Consider the following 18985-nt stretch of genomic DNA (forward strand, 5'->3'; position numbering starts at 1 on the left):
GGAAGCCGCCCATTATCGCGCGGCGCCCTGCCCGCCGCGCACTCGGGTCACTGTCGCTTCGCCTCGCTGAAGGCCTGCATGTCGCCGGCGAGGCTGCCCAGCGTCGTGCCGAAGGTCGCGTCGGCGTCGATGTCGCGCGCGCCGGCCAGGTATTCGCCGACGACCTTGTCGCAGGTCGCCGCGTCGCGCACTTCGTTCGGGAACCAGCCGCGCAGCGTGGCGACGGCGCCGGTCTTCGCATCGGCCATGACCGTGTCGCGGTACTTCGCCCCCGCGGCTTCGCCCTGCTTCACCTGCAGGATCGCGCGCTGCATGTGCACGTAGCCGTTGGCCGCGCGGACCATCGCGCCGTTGTGGCGCATCCAGCGGTTGCGGGCCTCGTTGGCCTTCACCGCCTCGAGCGGGCCGAGCGCGCTGCAGTGGTCGGCCATCGCGTTGACCCGGATCGCACCGGCGATGGCGAACACCGCCGCGGCGTCGCGCCGTTCGTTGACCGCGGGAATGAACCCACCCTCGGACGTGTATCGACTCTCGACGACGGCGACTCCGGTACCCGCGACATCGTTACCCGTGACATCGGCACCCATGGCGGCGCCGTGCGCTGCGAGCAGCGCGATCGCCAGAAGAATTCCCCGTTGCATCTTTCGTATCCCCATCGGCTTCCCCAAGCCACGGACCGAAAGTAGCGGCGCAGGTTCCGCTGCGCAATGCGGTATTTGTGCGTTGTGCGCATTCAGTGTGCAAGCGGCCGCGCCGCGGACGACGGGCGGTTGGGCCTACAATCCTTCGCATGGACACCTACTTCCACAATCCGCGTTGCACCAAGTCGCGCGGCGCGCTCGCACTGCTGGCCGAACATGGCGTCGAACCCGACGTCGTCGCCTATCTCGATACCCCGCCTTCCACCGACGATCTCCGCGGCCTGCTGCGCAAGCTCGGCCTTCCCGCGCGCGAGCTGATGCGTTCGGGCGAAGACGTGTACAAGCAGCTGGGCCTGGCCGATCCGTCGCTGTCGGAGGACGCGCTGATCGAGGCCATGCACCGGCATCCGATCCTCATCGAACGCCCGATCTTCGTGCGCGGCGACCGCGCGGTGATCGGCCGCCCCATCGAGAACGTCCTCCAGCTGCTCTGACCCCGGGTGTAACCTGCACGCATGTGGACCAGCCTCGCCATCGCCGTGGGCTTCGTGCTGGTCGCCTTCCTCGTGGCCACCGCGCCCGCGGGATGGATACGGCGGCGCCATGGCGCCGAACATGTCGGCGAGACGCGCGACCTCGCCCGCGACATCGCCACGCGGCTCGGCGTGCTGCACGGGCTCATCCTCGGCCTGGTCTTCGGCCACGTCGTCGCGCAGTCCGGCGACCTGCGCACGGGCCTGCGCGCAGAAGCCGCGGCCGTCGAACACATCTATTACCTCGCGCACGATTACCGCGCGCCGGCCGTGCAGGCCGCGGCGGCGCGTTACGTCGACGCGGTGATCGACCGCGACTGGCCGTCGCAGCGCGACGCCGGAGAAGTCAGCGACGCGGGCTGGATCGCGCTGCGCGCCGTGCAGGCCTCGCTGCTCGCACTGGAGCCCGGCAATCGCCGCGAACACGTGCTCGCCGATGCGATGCAGCAGGACATGTGGACGCTCGAACGCCAGCGCCAGCTGCGCGGCTATCAATCGGCGGAGCACGTTCCGTTCGAATTCTGGTTCGCGGCGGTCGTGGGCCTCGCGCTGATCGGCGCGCTGACGTTCGTGTATGCACCCACGCCCAAGCACCTGGCGATCGTCGGCGCCTACGCGGTGTACGCAGGCCTCGTGCTGTACATGATCTTCGACCTCTCGCGTCCGTTCGCCGGGCTCATCACCGTGGGCCCCGAGGCGTTCGAGAACGCGCGCGGGTCGTTCCGTTCCGGGTTGTAGGCACATGGAAGAACTCGACAATCCCATCCACGCGGCGCTGCGCACGATCCACCATTCGCTCGCGATGCAGTCGGGCGTGGCGCTGCGTTATCCGGCGGCGGTCGCGCCGTTCTACGCCGTGCCGGACGCGGAAAGCGACGTCGACGATTCGATCGATGCGCTGATCGCGCCGGTCGAAACGGTGTACCTGCTCGGCGTCGCGCCCGCGCGCGTGCTGGACGCGAAGCTGCATCCCTTCGGCCAACTCGCGCAACTGGTGTGCGACGCGCCGCTCGAAGGCATCGACGGCCCGCCGATCGTGCCGCTCGGCACGGAACATCGCGACGACGTGCTGGCGCTCACCGCGCTCGTGTATCCGCATTACTTCCGCCCGCACACGATGGACATGGGCCGCTACTTCGGCATCTACGAAGGAGGCCAGCTCGCGGCGATGATCGGCGAGCGGCTCGGGTCGACCACGACGCGCGAGATCAGCGCGGTGTGCACGGCCCCCGATTGCAACGGCCGCGGTTACGCGCGCCGCCTGATGGCGTTCCTGACCAACGACCTGCTCGCCTCGGGCCTGCAACCGTTCCTGCACGTCAGCCACGAGAACACGCGCGCGAAGGCGATGTACGAACGGATCGGCTTCCGCCTGCGCACCAACATCGGCTTCTGGTCCCTGCGGCACGAACGCTGAAGCGAAGAGCGCGGCTTCGGATGGGCGGGGCGACCCGTGCAGGTGTATGTACCCCGCCGGTCGAGGGTAGCGCCATCCATGGCGACCCACGCCCGTGCGCAAAACCCTCCATGGTTTTGCTCGGGGTACATACACCTGCACGTGCCGCCCCGCACCTCGGATTCACTCTCTCCACATCTTTCGGCGGAAGAGCGGAAAGCGAAGAGCAGAGCGCAGAAGACGCGCATGGGGTTGTAGGGGGCGTTTGCCCCCTACGACTTTGAACTCGAAGATGTGGATACAACGAATTGTTTGTGCGGAGGGGTGCGCATATGGATGTTCCCCTCAGAGCACGGCCAGGATGGCCGTGCGCCCGGTCTTTGGCTGGCCATGGATGGCGCTTGCCAGGACCGGCAGAGGGGAACATGCATATGCGCGGCCCTCCGCCCGACCGAAGCGACGCATCTGCGTCTACGCCCGTCCGAAGCGACGCATCTGCGTCAGATCGACTTGCCGATGCGCATCGCGCTGACCTTCTCCGGCGCATCGAACGAATCGCTGCGCGCGTCGGCCCAGAACTGCTTGAAGACGGCGTGCTCGGGGACTTTCGTCAGCAATTCGCCGCGCTCGAGGAAGCGGTAGATCGCGGCGAGCGAACGCACTTCGACGGGTGAGACGCGACGCAGGATGTGTTCCGGGCCGAGCTGGCTCGGATGCGTGAGGCCCGCCGCACACAGCAGGTCGCGCAGCGCGTGCACGGTGTTCTGGTGGAAGTTGTGGACGCGCGTGGCCTTGTCTTCGACGTCGAGCGACTTGAAGCGCTTCGGATCCTGCGTCGCCACGCCCGTCGGGCAGCGATCGGTGTGGCACGACAGCGACTGGATGCAGCCCAGCGCGAACATGAAACCGCGCCCGGCGTTGCACCAGTCCGCGCCCATCGCCATCGTCTTCGCCATGTCGAACGCGCCGACGATGCGGCCCGCGGCGCCGATGCGGATCTTGTCGCGCAGGTCCAGGCCCACCAGCGTGTTGTGCACCAGCATCAGCGCTTCGTGCATCGGCACGCCGACGTGGTCGATGAACTCCGCCGGCGCCGCGCCCGTGCCGCCTTCGGCGCCGTCGACGACGATGAAGTCCGGCAGCAATCCGGTTTCCTGCATCGCCTTGGCGATGCCGAACCATTCCCACGGATGGCCGATCGCGAGCTTGAACCCGGTGGGCTTGCCGCCGGAGAGCTCGCGCAGGCGCGCGACGAATTCGAGCAGGCCCACGGGCGTCGAGAATGCCGAGTGCTGCGCGGGCGAGATGCAGTCGACGCCCGGCGTCACGCCACGCACGCGCGCGACTTCTTCGGTGACTTTCGCGCCGGGCAGCACGCCGCCGTGGCCGGGCTTGGCACCCTGCGAGAGTTTCACTTCGATCATGCGCACCTGTTCGTGCGCGGCCGCGACGCGGAATTTCTCCGGATCGAACTTGCCCTCGGCGTCGCGACAACCGAAGTAGCCCGAGCCGATCTCCCACACGATGTCGCCGCCACGCTCCAGGTGATACGGCGACAGCGAGCCTTCGCCGGTGTCGTGGTAGAAGTTCCCCCGCTTCGCCCCTTCGTTGAGTGCGCGGATCGCGGCCGACGACAGCGAGCCCCAGCTCATCGCGGAGATGTTGAACACGCTCGCCGAATATGGCTTCGCGCAGCCGGCGCCGATGTCGATGCGGAAATCGTCGTTCTCGATGAACGCCGGCAACAGCGAATGGTTGATCCACTCGTAGTCGACGTCGTACACGTCCTGCAACGTGCCGAAGGGCCGCGTGTCGCGCACCGACTTCGAACGCTGGTACACGAGCGCGCGCTGCTGTCGCGAGAACGGCGTTTCCGCGGTGTCCGATTCGATGAAGTACTGCCGCATCTCCGGGCCGATCGACTCCAGGCCGTAGCGGAAATGCGCGAGCACCGGGTAATTGCGGCGCAGCGTGCTCTTGGTCTGCAGCAGGTCGGCGGTGCCGATGGCGGCGACGCCGGCGGCGATGGCCAGCGCCCAGCCCCAGGTCGGATCGCGCAGCGTGAGCCACGCGAACAACGCGGTGAGCACCACGCTTGCGATGTAGACGAAATAACGACTCACGCTCGCCTCTTCGGTTCCCGGCGCCGGGTTCCCGTTTTACAGCCTCGCGTCGACCGCATCCTTCGGGAACACGCCCTTGATGTCGTAATACACCGTGCGCGCATGCCCCAGTCGATGCAGGCCTTCGACGCCCAGCGCCTTGAACTCATCATGCGCAACGGCGATCACGACCGCGTCATAAGCGCCCGCCTGGGGTGTTTCGACGAGCGTGATCCCGTATTCCTGCAGCGCTTCGGCGCGGTCGGCCCACGGGTCGTGGATCTCGACGGTGGCCTTGTAGTCCTGCAGTTCCTGCGCGAGCTCGACCACGCGCGTGTTGCGCAGGTCGGGGCAGTTTTCCTTGAACGTCAGCCCCAGCAGCAGGATGCGCGCGCCGGCGACGGTGTTGCCGCGCTGGACCATCAGCTTCACCAGTTCGGCGGCGATGTGCTGGCCCATCGCATCGTTGATGCGGCGGCAGGCGAGCAGGATGTCGGGGTAGTAACCGTGCGCCTGCGCCTTCTGGATCAGGTAGTACGGGTCCACGCCGATGCAGTGGCCACCGACCAGGCCGGGGCGGAACGGCAGGAAGTTCCACTTCGTGCGCGCCGCTTCGAGCACTTCCGTCGTGTCGATGCCGAGGCGGTGGAAGATGAGCGCGAATTCGTTGACGAGCGCGATGTTGACGTCGCGCTGCGTGTTCTCGATCACCTTGGAGGCTTCGGCGACCTTGATGCTGGAGGCCTTGTGCGTGCCCGCGACGATGATGCGGCGATATAGCGCGTCGACGAAGTCCGCGGTTTCGGGTGTCGAACCGGACGTCACCTTCGGGATGTTCGGCAGGCGGCGTTGCGTGTCGCCCGGGTTGATGCGCTCGGGGCTGTAGCCGACGCTGAAGTCGTGGTTGAAGCGCAGGCCCGAGGCGCGTTCGAGTTCGGGGACGCAGATTTCCTCGGTCGCGCCGGGGTACACGGTCGATTCGTACACGACGACATCGCCGCGCTTGAGCACCGCGCCGATCGCGCGGCTCGCGGAAACCAGCGGGCTCAGGTCGGGCCGCTTGTGTTCGTCGATCGGCGTGGGAACGGTGACGATGAAGACGTCGCGGTCGCGCAATGCGTCCTTGTCGTCGGTCAGGCGCAGGCGCACCGATGCGGCGAGTTCGTCGGGCGTGACTTCTCGGTTGTGGTCGCCCTGCCCCGAATTGAGCGCGGCGACGCGCACGGCGTCGATGTCGAATCCGACCGTGTCGTGTTCGCGCCCGAAGGCCACGGCGAGCGGAAGTCCAACGTAACCCAGCCCGATGACGGCGATGCGCGCCGTGTTCGTATCCCGCATGTGCACCAACCCCTTGTGATCCCCACGCACGAATACGCGAAAGTCTACGGGAAAAGGCCATCCGCGGCGCACGGGATCGGCGCGATCAACTGGCGCCCCTGGTTGCGCACGTTGCCGACCGCGGTGTCGACCTCGTGGTACGCGAGCGCGGGTTCGGGCGCGGCATGCGCGATGGCCATCGCGTCGTCGGCATCGCCGTGCAACCAGTCGTGCAGCACGTCGGGCGGCAGGATCAGCGGCATGCGGTCATGCACCGGGGCGATCACGGGATCGGCCGCGCGCGTCACGATGCTGTAGGTCAGGAGCGCACCGCCCATGCCGTCGGGGCGCGACTCCCACACGCCGCCGAACATCAACACCGGGGAATCGGCCAGGTGGATCCAGTGCGGGCGCTTGCGGCCGTCGATGACCGGCCACTCGTAGTAACCCGATGCGGGGATGAGCGCGCGGCGCTGTTTCCACGCGTCGCGGAACGCGGGCTTCTCCGCCACCGATTCCAGTCGCGCGTTGATCGTGCTGTAAACGAGCTTCGTGTCCTTCGCGAAGGGCGGCAGCAGGCCCCATCGCATCTCGCGCACGAGGCCGCCGCCATCGTGCGCGACGATCACCGGGCCCGGGTCGGTGGGCGCGATGTTCCAGGCCGGCGCCGGGTCTTCGGCCGGCACGACCAGGTCCAGCATGTGCGAGAACTCGCGCACCTGCTGCCACGTGAAATCCCGGGTGAAGCGTCCGCACATGCGGCCGATGCTAGCGCACGTGCGCGGCGAGGTTCAGTGCTTGCGATCGCCGCGATCGCCCTGCCCCGGCTTGGCTTCGTTTTCGGCCTCGCGCTTCTGGTCCTGCGCGAGCGACCTTCCAAGGTCGTCCGATTCGGCGAAGCGTCCCTTCGAATCCCTGCGCTGCAACCGTTTGTCGCCTGCGTGCGGTTCGTTGAGTTCGCGTTTCTGCGCCATCACGGTCTCCTGCCGCTCCCTTGGATACGTTCAGTTGATACCCCCGCCCACCGTGCAGGGTTCGTGACGGAATGAGCCTCACAGAGTATCGGCGCAAGCGGCGGTTCGACACGACGCGGGAGCCTTCGCCGGACGTGCGTCCCGCGAAGCCGCGCAAGCGCACGCGCGCATCGGCCGCGCCCGAAGTGCATCGCCCGATCTTCGTCGTGCAACTGCACCACGCCTCGCGCCGTCATTACGACTTCCGCCTGCAGATCGGCGACGCGCTCAAGAGTTGGGCGGTGCCGAAGGGCCCGAGCTACGACCCGAAGATCAAGCGCATGGCGGTGGAAGTCGAAGACCACCCGCTGTCGTACGCGACGTTCGAAGGCAACATCCCGGAAGGCGAATACGGCGGCGGGCACGTCGCGTTGTTCGATGAAGGCGTGTGGACCACGCCGTGGGATCCGGAAGCGCAACTCGCGAAGGGCCACCTGCGCTTCGAGTTGTTCGGCGAGCGGCTGAAAGGCGAATGGCATTTGGTTCGCTCCGGCAAGCCGGCGCGGCAACCGCAGTGGCTGTTGTTCAAGGAAGCAGACGCGTATGCGGGGTCGATCGAAGCGGACGATTTGCTGGATGGGGTGACGCAGCCGCCGGCGGCGAAGAAGTCGGCGGCGAAGACGGCGACGAAGTCCGCGACGAAAGCGGCGAAGACAGCCACGAAGACCGCGACGAAGAAGGCCGCCGCAAAAACCGTCGTCCCGAAGCGCCGCAAGGTCGACTGGTCCGCGAAGGCCGCGAAACTCACGAACGCGAAGAAGGCCACGCTGCGCAACGAAGCCTTCGCCCCGCAACTCGCGAAACTCGGCGACGCCGCGCCAAGCGGCGACCAGTGGATCCACGAAGTGAAGTGGGACGGCTACCGCCTGGTGTCGACGATCGTCGACGGCAAGGTCCGCATCTGGTCGCGCAATGCGATCGAATGGACCGGCAAGGTGCCCGAGTTGCGCGCGGCACTCGAACAACTCGGCCTGCGCAGCGGCGCGTTCGACGGCGAACTCATCGCCGGCCGCGGCACGCAGGCCGACTTCAACCTGCTGCAGGCCACGCTGTCGGGCGAACAACAGGGCGCGCTCGCGTATGTGTTGTTCGACGTGCTGCACGTCGACGGCATCGACGTGCGCAAGGCGCCGCTGATCGAACGCAAGGCGCTGCTGGAAGCGATGCTCGAAACGCCGATCCCGCACATGGCCTACAGCACGCACGTGCCGGGCGGGGAAGGCGCGGCAGCATTCGCGCTCGCGTCGGAGCAACAGTTCGAGGGGATCATCTCCAAGCGCGCGGACCGGCCGTATGTCGCGGGGCGCGGCGACGATTGGCGCAAGACCAAGCGCCTGGATTCGGACGAATTCGCGGTCGTGGGGGTGACCAAGGGGCAAGGTTCGCGCACGGGGTTCGGTTCGCTGCTGCTCGCGCGGCCCGATGCGAAACACGGATGGGTGTACGCGGGTCGCGTGGGGACCGGATTTTCGACGACGCAACTGCGCGATCTGGCGAAACATATCGGCGAGATCGGATCGTCGACGCCGAGCGTGCACGTACCGATCCCGCTCGACGCCGAGCTCAAGCGCGCGAAGTGGTTCGATCCGTTGTTCGTCGTGGAGGTGTTCATTCGCGGGCTCGGCTCGTCGGGCATCCTGCGCCAGCCGTCGCTGAAGACGGTGCGCATGGACAAGGACGTCGCGGACCTGCGCGATTCGGATCGCGGCGCGACGTCGAAGCAGTCGGCGAAGAAGGCCACGAAGAAAACCGCGTCGAAATCCACCGCGCGCGAACGCGCCCCCGCGCCCGAAGTCCGCCTGAGCAGCCCGACCAAGATCATCTTCCCCGACCGCAACATCACCAAGCAGCAGGTCGCCGATTACTACAAGGGCGTCGCCCCGCACCTGCTGCGCGAGATCGCAGGTCGCCCGTTGTCGGTGATCCGCTGCCCGGACGGCGTCGGCAAGGCGTGCTTCTTCCAGAAACACCACACGGCGGGGCTGGAGATCGTGCGCTTCGTGCGCCTGAAGGAAGAAGCCGGCATCAACGCCAACTACCTCGTGGTCGACGACGTCGCGGGCCTGATGGAACTCGTGCAGTTCAACGCGCTCGAGTTCCATCCCTGGGGCGCGCATGCCGACGATCCCGATTGCGCGGACCGCGTGATCTTCGACCTCGACCCCGGCCCGGGCGTCGCCTTCGCCGAAGTGAAACGTTCGGCGGCGCACGTGCGCGACCTGCTGCAGCAACTCGGCCTGCAATCGTTCCTGCGCGCGACCGGCGGCAAGGGCCTGCACGTCGTCGTTCCGCTGAAGCCGGCCAACGACTGGAAGCTGGTGAAGAAGTTCGCGAAGGGCTTCGCCGAAGCGCTCGCGGCGTCCGACCCCGATCGCTGGCTCGCGACGGCGACGCTCAAGTTGCGCCCCGGCAAGATCTTCGTCGACTACCTGCGCAACGGTCGCGGCGCGACCGCCGTCGCGTCGTACTCGTTGCGCGCGCGAGCCGGTGCGCCGTGCGCGGTGCCGCTCGCATGGCGCGAACTCGCCGCCCTCAAGCGCGGCGATGCGTTCGACGTGGACGCCACGCTTGCGCGCATCAAGGGACGCCGCAAGGACCCGTGGGCCGACATCGACACGCTGCGCCAGGACCTCTCGGCCTGGGGCTGATTCCCGAACGAAAGCCAAACGATGGACTGTGACGCAACGTCCGGAGTTAATTTCCGGGCGTTGACGTCGTGCAGGATGGCGTCGACGCTCCGCGCGTTCACAAGGAAGCGAATCGCCATGGCCCGTGTCGTCCCACGTCTGTCCTTCGTCCTCGTTGCGCTGTGCCTTGCCGGCGCCGCGCACGCGCAGTCCTGCCCCGCCACGCTGCCCGCGCAGGGCGCGCCGATCGCGGCGCCGCTGCCCGTGTTCCCCGCCGACAACTGGTGGAACACCGACATCTCCACCGCGCCGGTGGACGCGCTGTCGCCGGCCTACATCGCGTGGATCGACCCGGCGCGCCAGGTGCATCCGGATTTCGGTGCAGGCCAGGGCGCGAACGCGGTGTACGGATTCCCGTACGCCGTGGTCAACGGCGCACAGCCGAAGTGGCCGGTGACGTTCGAATACTGGGACGAGAGCGACGGCGTGAACCTGTCGACCGGCCAAGGCGTTCCGTTCTATCCGCTTCCGCAAAACGTGCTGACCTCCGTCGGCTGGGTCGAAGGCGGCCCTCCGGCGACGGTGGACCTGCGCGGGAGCAACGATCGCCACATCCTGATCGTCGACTGCACCAACCGCACGCTGTACGAGTTGTACAACGTCTGGTTCTCCAGCCAGCAGAACCGCTGGTACGCAGGTTCCGGCGCGTTCTTCGACATGAAGACCAACAACCGTCGCCCGGAGGGCTGGACATCGGCCGACGCATCGGGTCTTGCGATCTTCCCGGGCCTGGTGCGTTTCGACGAAGCTGCGAATGCCGGCGTCGCGGAAATCCAGCACGCGTTCCGCGTCACCATGCGCAACACCAACGGCCACGTGTATCCCGCCTCGCACACCGCGGGCTCCACGAGCGGCGCGTTGCCGATGGGCGCGCGGTTGCGCCTGAAGAAGAACGTCAACGGCGTCGACCCGGTGACGCGCACCAACGATCCGGCCGCGCGCAAGATCTTCCGCGCGATGCAGAAGTACGGATTGATCGTCGCCGACAACGGCTCGGACATGTACATCTCCGGCACCTACGACGTGCGCTGGAACAACGACGTGCTCAACCCCGCGTTCCATTCGCTCCGCGCGAGCGACTTCGAAGTCGTGCAACTCGGGTGGAAGCCCAGCGCCGTTCCCACGATGACCATCGCCGATGTCGCGGTGGCCGAAGGCCAGTCGGGCACGAAGGCGATGACGTTCACCGTGCGACTGTCGGCGGCGTCCGCGCAAACCGTCACCGCGTCGTACGCGACGTCGAATGTCACCGCGGTCGCGGGCTCCGACTACGTGTCGGCGATCGGGTCGGTGAGCTTCGCGCCTGGCCAGACGTCGCGCACTATATCGGTGACGGTGAAAGGCGATCGCACGCGGGAGTCCGCCGAGACCTTCCGCGTCACGCTGACCAATCCCGTGAACACGACCCTCGCCGACGGCGTGGCGGCGGGCACGATCACCAACGACGACCTGATCCGCACCGGCGGCACGGGACAGAAAACCGTCCGGGCGCCAGCGGCGGTGCGGTTCGAAAAGTAGGCCAAGCAGCGTTGCTCGACCCGTGACCTTCGGTAGCGTCGCTACCGATGGTCTCGTCACGAGGTGACCCGCGGTAGCTGTGACACCGCACGTCAGCACCGGTGACGCGCGTTGACACCTTTTTCACGCGCCTGAATGCGGCCTGATCCTGAATATTTCACGCGACTTTTTGTGACTTAGATCACATTTTTGCGTGCCAAGTGCGAACGGGCACACGTTTCCGTTGCGACCGAATTCGTCCTTCCCTAGGTTTTCCCCGGCGGCGCCGCCTTGGCCCCGCACGATAAGAAAACACTCCTGGGGAAACCAATGCGTATCGCTCTGCTCGCCCTTGCCGTCACCGGCAGCATGTTCGCGGCTGCCTCCGCCAACGCCGCCAATGCCAACGGCAACCTGAACGTCACCGCCAACGTCGCTTCGTCGTGCATGGTCTCGAGCCCCGGCTCGCTGGCCTTCGGCGCCTACGATCCCGTCGACGTCAACAACACCGCCCCCCTCAACGGCGCCGGCACCATCAACGTGCGCTGCACGCGCGGCACGACGACGACCATCGCACTCGAGGAAGGCGCCAACCCGGCCACGGGTTCGAACTGCACCACCCCGCTGCGCCAGATGAGCAACGGCACCGAGCGCCTGCGCTACGCCCTCTTCAGCGACAGCACGCGCACGATCACCTGGGGCTGCACGCAGGGCACGAACACCACGTCGCACACCTCGACCAACTCGGCGACCGCCGCGGTGCTCGACGTGTGGGGTCGCATCCCCGCCGGCCAGGACGTCGCGCCGGGCAACTACAGCGACACCGTGCGCATCCTGCTCACGTTCTGATCCGATCCACCCGCCCCGCCGCAAGGCGGGGCTTTCGGTTGCACCCGCAAATGAACACGTTCCGCATGCGCGCCCGCGTGGCCGCGCTGGCGGCGCTGAGCACCCTCGCGTGCCTGGCGCCCGCCGTCGCCGCGCAATTCAGCGTCAGCATCACGCGCCTGCACCTGGGCGCGGGACATCCCATCGAAACCGTCGTCCTGTCGAACCAGGAAGCGCGCGACGTCGCGTTCGAAGTGCGTGCACTTCGCTGGACGCAGAAGGCCGACGGCACCTGGGACCTCGCGCCGACGCAGGACCTCGTGATCACGCCGCTGATCGTGAAGCTGCCCGCCGACGCCGACGCGCGCGTGCGCATCGCCACGCTCTCGCCGAACGTCGCGACCGAACAAGCCTATCGCCTGGAACTGCAGGAACTCCCCGACAGTCCCAACGCGCCCGCCGGCGCGCTGCGCATGCTGACGACCGTGAGCCTGCCCGTCTTCGTGCAACCGGCAAAGGCCGAAGCGCGCATGGAAATCGCCGTCGACACGATCGATGCGAAGAACGCGACGCTGATCCTGCACAACACCGGCACCGCGTATGCCCCGCCGGACAACGCGACCGTGCGCGTGCTCGACGCCGCCGGCCGCACGCTGCACGAAGGCAAGCTCGATACCAACTACGTGCTGGCCGGCGCGCGCCTGCCGCTGCAGGCGACGTTGCCCGCCCCCGCCTGCTCGCGCGCGGCCACCGTCGAACTCGCGATCGGCAAGGCCGCGCCGATCGCCGCGACGGTATCGCCCGCCCAGCGTCGATGCGCCCCCTGAATCACGCCCGCCGCGCCGTCCTCGCCATCGCGCTCGCGTGCGCGATCGCGCCCCCGGCGCTCGCGTTGCCGGGCGACGAGACGCTGCTGCTCGACATCTGCATCAACAACCGCTGCATCGGCATCGCGCCGGTGATCGCGCGCGGCGACGACGTGCTCGTCGATCTCGCCGCGTTGCGGGCCGCTGCGCTCGACACGCAGGGCGTGGTGCCGGAACAACTCGGCGAACGCCAGTTCGTCTCGCTGCGCCAGCTCAACCACGGCAGCACGTTCAAGATCGATCGCACGCTGCTGCGCCTGGACCTCAAGCTGCGCGCCGATCGTCTCCCGCGCCAGCGCGTGGCGATGACCACGCGCGAGCAGTCCGAAGCGGGCCTGCAAGCGTGGAGCGCGTTCGTGAACTACGGCGCGTCGATGAACGACGACGGCGACGGCACGTTGTTCCTCGATGGCGCGGTCGGTCGCGGCTACGGGGCGCTGCGCAGCACGGGCCAGTGGGATTCGGAATTCGGATGGCGGCGCGGCCTGACGCGCTTGGAGTACGACCAACCCGACGCCGTGCGTCGATGGACCATCGGCGACCAGTACGCCACGCCGCGCGATCCGCTCGGTGGCGGTCGCCTGCTCGGCGGCGTCGGCGTCGAGCGCGCGTTCGACACCGATCCGTATCTCGTCACGTTCCCGCGCCCCTATTTTTCCGGCGTGCTCGAAAGCCCCGGCACGGTCGAGGTGTATTCGAACGGCGCGCTGATCGGCCGCCGCGATCTCGCCGCGGGCCCGTTCACGCTCGAACAACTCGGGATCCAGCCGGGCCGCAACGACGTGCGCGTGATCGTGCGCGATCCGTTCGGCAATCGCAGCGAACTCGCGACGCAGTCCTACTACGGCGGCAGCGCGCGCCTGCTCGCGCGCGGGCTCGACGAATACGCCGTCCGCATCGGTGCACCGCGCGAAGGCGCCGGACTCGGCGGCGATTACGACGGCGACGTCGCGTACCAGGCGTGGTATCGCCGCGGCCTGTCCGACTGGCTGACGCTCGGCGGGCGCGTGGAAGGCGACGAACGCGTGCGCAATGCAGGCGTCGATACCGCGTTCAGCACGCCGATCGGCGAGTTCGCGCTCGCGCTCGCCGGCAGCGACGCCGACCGCATCGGTAACGGCCAGGCGCACGCGATCAACTACACGCTCGCGATGCGCACGTGGTCGGCCGGTCTCGGCACGCGTCGCGCGAACGCAGGCTATCGCAACATGTCGGATCCCGCGGCGCTGCTGCTCGGCCCGCTGCGCGTGGAAGACTACGCGTCGTTCGCGTTCACGCCCGACACCGGGTGGTCGCTGATGTTCAATGCCGGCCGCCAGCAACGCGACGGACAACCGCTCGTGCGCAGCTGGTCGGCGACGGGTTCCATGCGCCTGGGTTCGCGCACGCAGATGCTGGTGTCCGCGCAACGGCTGGACTCGGACCTGTTCCGCGACACGACGCTGCAGTTCAGCGTCAACATCGCGCTGGACCGCGACAACGTGAACATCGGTCTGCGCCAGCACGATGACGGCACCACGAAGCGCCACGGGTACGGTTTCGACGCGAACCGTTCGCGACCGGCCGACACCGGGTTCGGCTACACGATCAACGCGCAGCGCGACGAGGAACGCGATTCAGCGTTCGCGATGGTCGAATACCAAGGGACGCACGCGCGCTTCGCGCTCGATGCCAGCGACCACGACGGCGACACCAGCGGCAGCGTGTTCGCGAGCGGCGCCCTCGTCGGCATCGGCGGGCGCGTGTTCGCGACGCCGCCGGTGGAAAGCGGCTTCGCGCTCGTGCGCGTACCCGGCCTTGCGAACGTCCCGATCCTGCGCGAGAACCAGGTCGTCGGCCGCACCGATGCGAACGGCGACCTCCTCGTGCGCGACCTGCTGCCCTACCACGCGAACCGCGTCGGCCTCGACCAGGTGGCGGTGCCCGTCGGCCATGCGCTCGAAACGCCCGAGCGCAGCGTGCGCGTCGCGCGCAACACCGGCTCGCTGATCACGCTCGAAGCGCCGTCGGTGCAGGCGACGACGGGCCGCTTCCGCTACGCGAACGCGCACGCGGGCGACGAAGCGCGCATCGGCGACACCACCATGCCGCTGGGGACCGACGGCCTCTTCTACTTCGAACATCTCGGCGCCGGCCCGCACGTGGCGACCATCGCGCACGCGAACGGTCAGTCGCAATGCCGCTTCGACGTGCCCGCCGGCGGCGGCGACGTCACGAATGTCGGCGACATCGTTTGCGAGGAAACCCCATGACGCCGCGCGCCACGCCGCTGCTCTTCGCCCTGCTCGTCCTCGCGGCGCTGTTCGGATTCGCACCGCGCGCGCATGCGGCCAGCTGCTCGGTCGCCGCGACGGCGATGGCCTTCGGCACCTACGATCCGATTTCCGCCACGCCGCGCGACAGCTCGGCCGACGTGTCGGTCGACTGCAACGGCAACGGCAACCAGACGTCCGTGGGCATCACGTTCGACGCGGGGACCTACGGCTCGTTCGCGACGAGCCGCGCCATGGGCCAGGGCGCCAATCGCCTCTATTACAACCTGTACGTCGATGCGAGCCGGACGACCGTGTTCGGCAGCGGCGTCAGTGTTTCGTGCACCACCGGCGTCGACAGCCCGGGCTGCACCGGCAGCAATCCTTCGGGTGGCGCGCTGCGCGCGACGCGCACGATCTTCGGGCGCATGCCCACCGGGCAGGACGTCGCGAGCGGTCCCTACAGCGACGTCGTGCGGATCACGATCACCTTCTGATCGTGATCCGCGCGATCGTGATCCGCATGCGTCGGATCAGCGACCTTCGTACCAACCGCCGGCTTCCGCGAAGCCGGAAGGCAATGCCTTCAGCGCACGCGTATCGGCATTGATCAGGCGCATCGCGAACAGCGGACGCTCCAGCCCTTCGTCGGCCGCGGCATACGTGCGGCGATTCACGAGCAGATGGATGCCATCCTTCGACCACTGCGCCGCGGTGTACGCGTGGTTGGCGATGCGCGAATCGGTGATGCGGCGGATGCCGGTGCCCGACGGATTCATGACGTACATCGGTTCGTAGTAACGCACGTTGCCGGTCGTCACCTCGTACACCTCGCCGGTGAACGCGATGCGCTTGCCATCCGGCGACCACAGCGGCGAATGCCCCAGGCGCGCGACCACCGTCGTCGCGCCGTTGCGGAAATCGACGATCGTCATGTCGCTCGCGGCGATGTCGCTGTAGACGCCGCGCGTGCCGTCGGGCGAGAACGTGAGCGCGAGCGGATAGTCCATCACCAGGTCGCTGAGCAGCGTCGCCGAACCGGTGGCGACGTTGATGCGATACGCACGCGCGTGCCACGACTCACCGAGGCGCCCTTCCGGCACGCTGGCGGCGACGAACAGGCGCGAGCCGTCGCTCGACCACTTCGGCTGCTGGAATTCGGCGGACGCCGCGCAGAACAGATCGCGACGATTGCGACCCGTCGAATCGACGATCGACACGCACTGCCCCGTCGAGTTCGACGACACGAACGCGATGCGATTGCCGGGCCCCCACGCGGGCTGCGCGAACTGGCCCAGGCCATGCAGCAGCGCGTGCGGACGCTGCGCACCGCCGGTGGGCATCACCTGGAGACTCAGGCGCGTGCCCTGCTGCGCGCTCGTCGCGTTGCGACCGAACACGAGCTGCGTGCCATCGGGCGACCAGGTCGCGGTGGCGTCGAACACGCGATCGGTCGCCGTCGTGAGCGCGCGCACCTGCCCGCTCGGCACATCCAGCAACCACAAGCTTCGGTTTCGCGGCGCGTTGTCGGCGGTCATCTGCGATCGGGTGAAAACGATCTTGCCGGTCGGCGTGGCGGCCTGGGCGGACATCGCGGAAGCGGCGGAAGCGGAAGCGACCACTGCGGCGATCGCCGCGTGGCGGAGCGGATGCGACTTCATCTGGAACCCCCTACGTCAGACTTGCTGCGGAATGCAGCGCCAATCTCGGCAATGGGTTCTCTAGGGCGCGTGAAGATGCACGCGTTCAGCGAAAGCCACACGAACGCCGCACCAACGGCCGCGCATTCAGTGCGTGTGTTCGCGAATGGCTTGCATCTCGGACTGCATCAACTCGTGCCGTTCGGACAGGTTGAGCAACTCGAGCAGCACCTCGGCGCCGTTGGATTTCGCCTTGCGCAACTCGTCGCGCGCGAAGGCGACCTGCGCCTGCACTTCATCCATGTCGACGTGATCGAGCGAGACGAGCAACGTATCGAGCGTATCGATCGCGTCCGCGATGTGTTCCATCACGTCGAGAGCGGCGGGTGACGGTCGGGCCATGTCGGGCTTCCCTGTGCGACAAGGCACGACGCTGCGCCAACGACGATCAACATGAGGTCAAGCGGCGACGGCCGCTCGTTCGCGGTTCAAGCTTGCGACGAACGCGCGAACGCTCAGTGGTGCCAGGTGTCGCGCAGATGGTCGCGTACGCGGCGCCAGTTCGCCGAGTCGATGTCGTGCGCGAGGACTTCGAAGGCACGCGCGGCATCCGGCTCGACCTGCTCCCAGGGCTCGCCGTGGAAGACCTCGCGCACGACGGTTTCGAACGTCGTTTCGAAGGCTTCGTCGGAGCCTGGTTGAATTGCTTTCGCGATCATTGTCGGGTCCCCACGACACGTCGGACATCCGACGTTACTCCTTCGGCCGAGTTACGCAATGGGCCAAAGGTTCACCCGAACGGTGCACGCTGAATCGGTCAGTCTGGTGACGCGAAACGTGAGGTCGGAGCAGCGGCAGGAAGGTGGTGCCCGGAGTCGGACTCGAACCGACAGGACCTTGCGGTCGGCGGATTTTAAGTCCGCTGCGTTTACCGATTTCGCCATCCGGGCCGGCGCGCCGCACTGTACACCGCTACCGCCGCTTCGCGTGCGGGTCAGCAAGGTAAACGAACGGGCCAAGCAACCGCAGCGACAGCGGGGTATGGTCGCCTCGTGAAGCTCAACGCTTTCGCCTGCGCAGACGGGTACGTCCTGTCGAACGAATGCATGCTCGCGCCCAAGGCCGCGGAGGATGCGCACGGCGCGATGTCGGGCCTGCTCGGCATCGTCGACTGCACCGAACTGCCGCCGCCACTCTGCGAAGCCGTCGTCGAGTCGGTCTACAGCGACCATTACGCGTTCCTGTCCATCGCACAGGCGCTCGACGTGAACCTGAAGATCCACCCGGCCTCGCTCCCGCGCACCGGCTGAGCCTGTAGAATGCGCCCCGTCTCTGGGGAGTAGCCGCTCTTCGCCCCGAAGAGGTTCGCGTCAACACACTTGGCCCCACTCGGCCATGGCGCGATCGTCGCCCGCGAGGGCTCCTGGCAAGACCATGGACCACGACGCCTCCGAATGGCCGGGGATGCGGCGTGGTCTCGTGCGTCCAGTCCGGCCGGGAATACTGCAAAGCAATGGAATCCTTCCTCGTCTCCACCGGCGTCGTCGCGCTGGCGGAAATCGGCGACAAGACGCAGCTCCTCGCCTTCATGCTCGCCGCGCGCTTCCGCAAGCCGTGGCCGATCATCGCGGGCATCCTCGTCGCGACCCTGTTCAATCACGCCGCCGCGGGCGCCGCCGGTGCGTGGCTGATGCATGTCATCGGGCCGGACTGGCTGCGCTGGATCCTCGGCGTGTCGTTCCTCGCGATGGCCGCGTGGACGCTGATCCCCGATTCGATCGACGACGACGACCTCAAGAGTGCGAAGCGCAGCTGGGGTGTGTTTGGCACCACGCTGGTCGCGTTCTTCCTCGCCGAAATGGGCGACAAGACGCAGCTGGCGACGATCGCACTCGCCGCGAAGTACGCCGCGCCGGTCGAGGTCGTGCTCGGCACCACGCTCGGCATGATGATCGCGAACGTGCCCGCGGTGTTCCTCGGCGAACACCTGCTCAAGCGCGTGCCGATGAAGCTCGTGCACGGGGTGGCGGCGCTGATGTTCGCCGCGATCGGCGTGCTGACGCTGTTCGGCGCGGGGGCGAAGTTCGGGTTCTGACCGTTCGTCTGCCGCCTTCCCCGCGAAGGCGGTGACGGCTCAGTAGTTTTACTTGGCGCCCCGCGTTGTTTTTGCGGAGGCGCACCGCCGCCGGCGCGCGGAGACTGCGAACACGCCC

General features: G+C 67.6%; 19 protein-coding genes, 1 tRNA gene and 1 riboswitch. Of the genes, 11 read left to right on the top strand and 9 right to left on the bottom strand.

Annotated features, from left to right (window positions below):
* Positions 1–47 precede the first annotated feature (47 nt).
* Entirely contained in the window at positions 48–641 is a 594-nt protein-coding gene (locus tag LK996_RS00975) for a hypothetical protein (RefSeq protein WP_230525311.1), read from the bottom strand.
* Between the two features lie 149 nt (positions 642–790).
* Between LK996_RS00975 and arsC the strand changes: the two genes are divergently transcribed.
* From arsC to LK996_RS00990, 3 genes are read left to right on the top strand one after another with little or no spacing between them, the layout of a single operon-like run.
* Positions 791–1135: an arsenate reductase (glutaredoxin) gene (gene arsC, locus LK996_RS00980; protein WP_230525312.1), complete on the top strand. Its 345-nt coding sequence runs from the start codon at positions 791–793 to the stop codon at positions 1133–1135.
* A 21-nt stretch (positions 1136–1156) separates the two neighbouring features.
* Complete coding sequence (locus LK996_RS00985; RefSeq protein WP_230525313.1) at positions 1157–1912, top strand: bestrophin-like domain; 756 nt, start codon at positions 1157–1159, stop codon at positions 1910–1912.
* A gap of 4 nt (positions 1913–1916) precedes the next feature.
* Entirely contained in the window at positions 1917–2591 is a 675-nt protein-coding gene (locus tag LK996_RS00990; protein WP_230525314.1) for a GNAT family N-acetyltransferase, read from the top strand.
* A 479-nt stretch (positions 2592–3070) separates the two neighbouring features.
* Here the strand turns inward: LK996_RS00990 and LK996_RS00995 are convergent, their stop codons facing one another.
* From LK996_RS00995 to LK996_RS01010, 4 genes are read right to left on the bottom strand one after another with little or no spacing between them, the layout of a single operon-like run.
* Positions 3071–4693: an FMN-binding glutamate synthase family protein gene (locus tag LK996_RS00995; RefSeq protein WP_230525315.1), complete on the bottom strand. Its 1623-nt coding sequence runs from the start codon at positions 4691–4693 to the stop codon at positions 3071–3073.
* Positions 4694–4729: 36 nt separating this feature from the next.
* The gene (locus tag LK996_RS01000; RefSeq protein ID WP_230525316.1) at positions 4730–6010 is read right to left on the bottom strand and encodes a nucleotide sugar dehydrogenase; all 1281 of its coding nucleotides are present in this window, start codon (positions 6008–6010) and stop codon (positions 4730–4732) included.
* A gap of 44 nt (positions 6011–6054) precedes the next feature.
* Positions 6055–6747, bottom strand: coding sequence for an SOS response-associated peptidase (locus LK996_RS01005; RefSeq protein WP_230525317.1), 693 nt, complete (start codon positions 6745–6747; stop codon positions 6055–6057).
* Positions 6748–6780: 33 nt separating this feature from the next.
* Positions 6781–6963: a hypothetical protein gene (locus LK996_RS01010; RefSeq protein ID WP_230525318.1), complete on the bottom strand. Its 183-nt coding sequence runs from the start codon at positions 6961–6963 to the stop codon at positions 6781–6783.
* Between the two features lie 71 nt (positions 6964–7034).
* Here LK996_RS01010 and ligD point away from each other — a divergent pair, with 71 nt between their 5' ends.
* From ligD to LK996_RS01040, 6 genes are all read left to right on the top strand, one after another.
* The gene (gene ligD / locus LK996_RS01015) at positions 7035–9650 is read left to right on the top strand and encodes a DNA ligase D (protein ID WP_230525319.1); all 2616 of its coding nucleotides are present in this window, start codon (positions 7035–7037) and stop codon (positions 9648–9650) included.
* Positions 9651–9767: 117 nt separating this feature from the next.
* Complete coding sequence (locus tag LK996_RS01020; RefSeq protein WP_230525320.1) at positions 9768–11207, top strand: Calx-beta domain-containing protein; 1440 nt, start codon at positions 9768–9770, stop codon at positions 11205–11207.
* Positions 11208–11516: 309 nt separating this feature from the next.
* Positions 11517–12035, top strand: coding sequence for a Csu type fimbrial protein (locus tag LK996_RS01025; RefSeq protein WP_230525321.1), 519 nt, complete (start codon positions 11517–11519; stop codon positions 12033–12035).
* A gap of 50 nt (positions 12036–12085) precedes the next feature.
* Positions 12086–12841 (top strand): fimbrial biogenesis chaperone, encoded by a 756-nt coding sequence (locus LK996_RS01030; RefSeq protein WP_230525322.1) that lies wholly within the window; start codon positions 12086–12088, stop codon positions 12839–12841.
* A complete protein-coding gene (locus tag LK996_RS01035) occupies positions 12829–15132 on the top strand; it encodes a fimbria/pilus outer membrane usher protein (RefSeq protein ID WP_230525323.1) in 2304 nt (767 codons plus the stop codon). Before LK996_RS01030 ends, LK996_RS01035 begins: the two co-directional genes overlap by 13 nt.
* Positions 15129–15629, top strand: a complete 501-nt coding sequence (locus LK996_RS01040; protein ID WP_230525324.1) for a Csu type fimbrial protein — start codon at positions 15129–15131, stop codon at positions 15627–15629. The genes LK996_RS01035 and LK996_RS01040 overlap by 4 nt, the downstream gene beginning before the upstream one ends.
* A 36-nt stretch (positions 15630–15665) precedes the next feature.
* Here LK996_RS01040 and LK996_RS01045 read toward each other — a convergent pair whose 3' ends face one another.
* The 4 genes from LK996_RS01045 to LK996_RS01060 all read right to left on the bottom strand — a co-directional run bounded on the left by LK996_RS01045 (position 15666) and on the right by LK996_RS01060 (position 17722).
* Entirely contained in the window at positions 15666–16793 is a 1128-nt protein-coding gene (locus LK996_RS01045) for a TolB family protein (RefSeq protein WP_230525325.1), read from the bottom strand.
* A gap of 126 nt (positions 16794–16919) precedes the next feature.
* The gene (locus LK996_RS01050) at positions 16920–17174 is read right to left on the bottom strand and encodes a hypothetical protein (protein WP_230525326.1); all 255 of its coding nucleotides are present in this window, start codon (positions 17172–17174) and stop codon (positions 16920–16922) included.
* 113 nt (positions 17175–17287) lie between these two features.
* Positions 17288–17491 (bottom strand): hypothetical protein, encoded by a 204-nt coding sequence (locus LK996_RS01055; RefSeq protein ID WP_230525327.1) that lies wholly within the window; start codon positions 17489–17491, stop codon positions 17288–17290.
* A gap of 144 nt (positions 17492–17635) precedes the next feature.
* Positions 17636–17722: transfer RNA gene (locus LK996_RS01060), tRNA-Leu, on the bottom strand.
* Between the two features lie 156 nt (positions 17723–17878).
* Between LK996_RS01060 and LK996_RS01065 the strand changes: the two genes are divergently transcribed.
* Together LK996_RS01065 and LK996_RS01070 are read left to right on the top strand one after the other, a co-directional pair.
* Entirely contained in the window at positions 17879–18082 is a 204-nt protein-coding gene (locus LK996_RS01065) for a hypothetical protein (protein WP_230525328.1), read from the top strand.
* A 1-nt stretch (position 18083) separates the two neighbouring features.
* Positions 18084–18272: riboswitch (yybP-ykoY riboswitch) on the top strand.
* A 13-nt stretch (positions 18273–18285) separates the two neighbouring features.
* Positions 18286–18867: a TMEM165/GDT1 family protein gene (locus LK996_RS01070; protein ID WP_230525329.1), complete on the top strand. Its 582-nt coding sequence runs from the start codon at positions 18286–18288 to the stop codon at positions 18865–18867.
* Positions 18868–18985: the final 118 nt, after the last annotated feature.

The organism is Noviluteimonas lactosilytica (assembly GCF_020866925.1).
Lineage (GTDB): Bacteria > Pseudomonadota > Gammaproteobacteria > Xanthomonadales > Xanthomonadaceae > Noviluteimonas > Noviluteimonas lactosilytica.

Coding starts and splice junctions, on each gene's coding strand:
- LK996_RS01050 (WP_230525326.1), bottom strand. CDS start 17,174: ATGGCCCGACCGTCACCCGCCGCTCTCGACGTGATGGAACACATCGCG.
- LK996_RS01055 (WP_230525327.1), bottom strand. CDS start 17,491: ATGATCGCGAAAGCAATTCAACCAGGCTCCGACGAAGCCTTCGAAACG.
- ligD (WP_230525319.1), top strand. CDS start 7,035: ATGAGCCTCACAGAGTATCGGCGCAAGCGGCGGTTCGACACGACGCGG.
- arsC (WP_230525312.1), top strand. CDS start 791: ATGGACACCTACTTCCACAATCCGCGTTGCACCAAGTCGCGCGGCGCG.
- LK996_RS01040 (WP_230525324.1), top strand. CDS start 15,129: ATGACGCCGCGCGCCACGCCGCTGCTCTTCGCCCTGCTCGTCCTCGCG.
- LK996_RS01070 (WP_230525329.1), top strand. CDS start 18,286: ATGGAATCCTTCCTCGTCTCCACCGGCGTCGTCGCGCTGGCGGAAATC.
- LK996_RS00985 (WP_230525313.1), top strand. CDS start 1,157: ATGTGGACCAGCCTCGCCATCGCCGTGGGCTTCGTGCTGGTCGCCTTC.
- LK996_RS01035 (WP_230525323.1), top strand. CDS start 12,829: ATGCGCCCCCTGAATCACGCCCGCCGCGCCGTCCTCGCCATCGCGCTC.
- LK996_RS01045 (WP_230525325.1), bottom strand. CDS start 16,793: ATGAAGTCGCATCCGCTCCGCCACGCGGCGATCGCCGCAGTGGTCGCT.
- LK996_RS01025 (WP_230525321.1), top strand. CDS start 11,517: ATGCGTATCGCTCTGCTCGCCCTTGCCGTCACCGGCAGCATGTTCGCG.
- LK996_RS01065 (WP_230525328.1), top strand. CDS start 17,879: ATGCTCGCGCCCAAGGCCGCGGAGGATGCGCACGGCGCGATGTCGGGC.
- LK996_RS01010 (WP_230525318.1), bottom strand. CDS start 6,963: ATGGCGCAGAAACGCGAACTCAACGAACCGCACGCAGGCGACAAACGG.
- LK996_RS01000 (WP_230525316.1), bottom strand. CDS start 6,010: ATGCGGGATACGAACACGGCGCGCATCGCCGTCATCGGGCTGGGTTAC.
- LK996_RS00990 (WP_230525314.1), top strand. CDS start 1,917: ATGGAAGAACTCGACAATCCCATCCACGCGGCGCTGCGCACGATCCAC.
- LK996_RS01005 (WP_230525317.1), bottom strand. CDS start 6,747: ATGTGCGGACGCTTCACCCGGGATTTCACGTGGCAGCAGGTGCGCGAG.
- LK996_RS01030 (WP_230525322.1), top strand. CDS start 12,086: ATGAACACGTTCCGCATGCGCGCCCGCGTGGCCGCGCTGGCGGCGCTG.
- LK996_RS00975 (WP_230525311.1), bottom strand. CDS start 641: ATGCAACGGGGAATTCTTCTGGCGATCGCGCTGCTCGCAGCGCACGGC.
- LK996_RS01020 (WP_230525320.1), top strand. CDS start 9,768: ATGGCCCGTGTCGTCCCACGTCTGTCCTTCGTCCTCGTTGCGCTGTGC.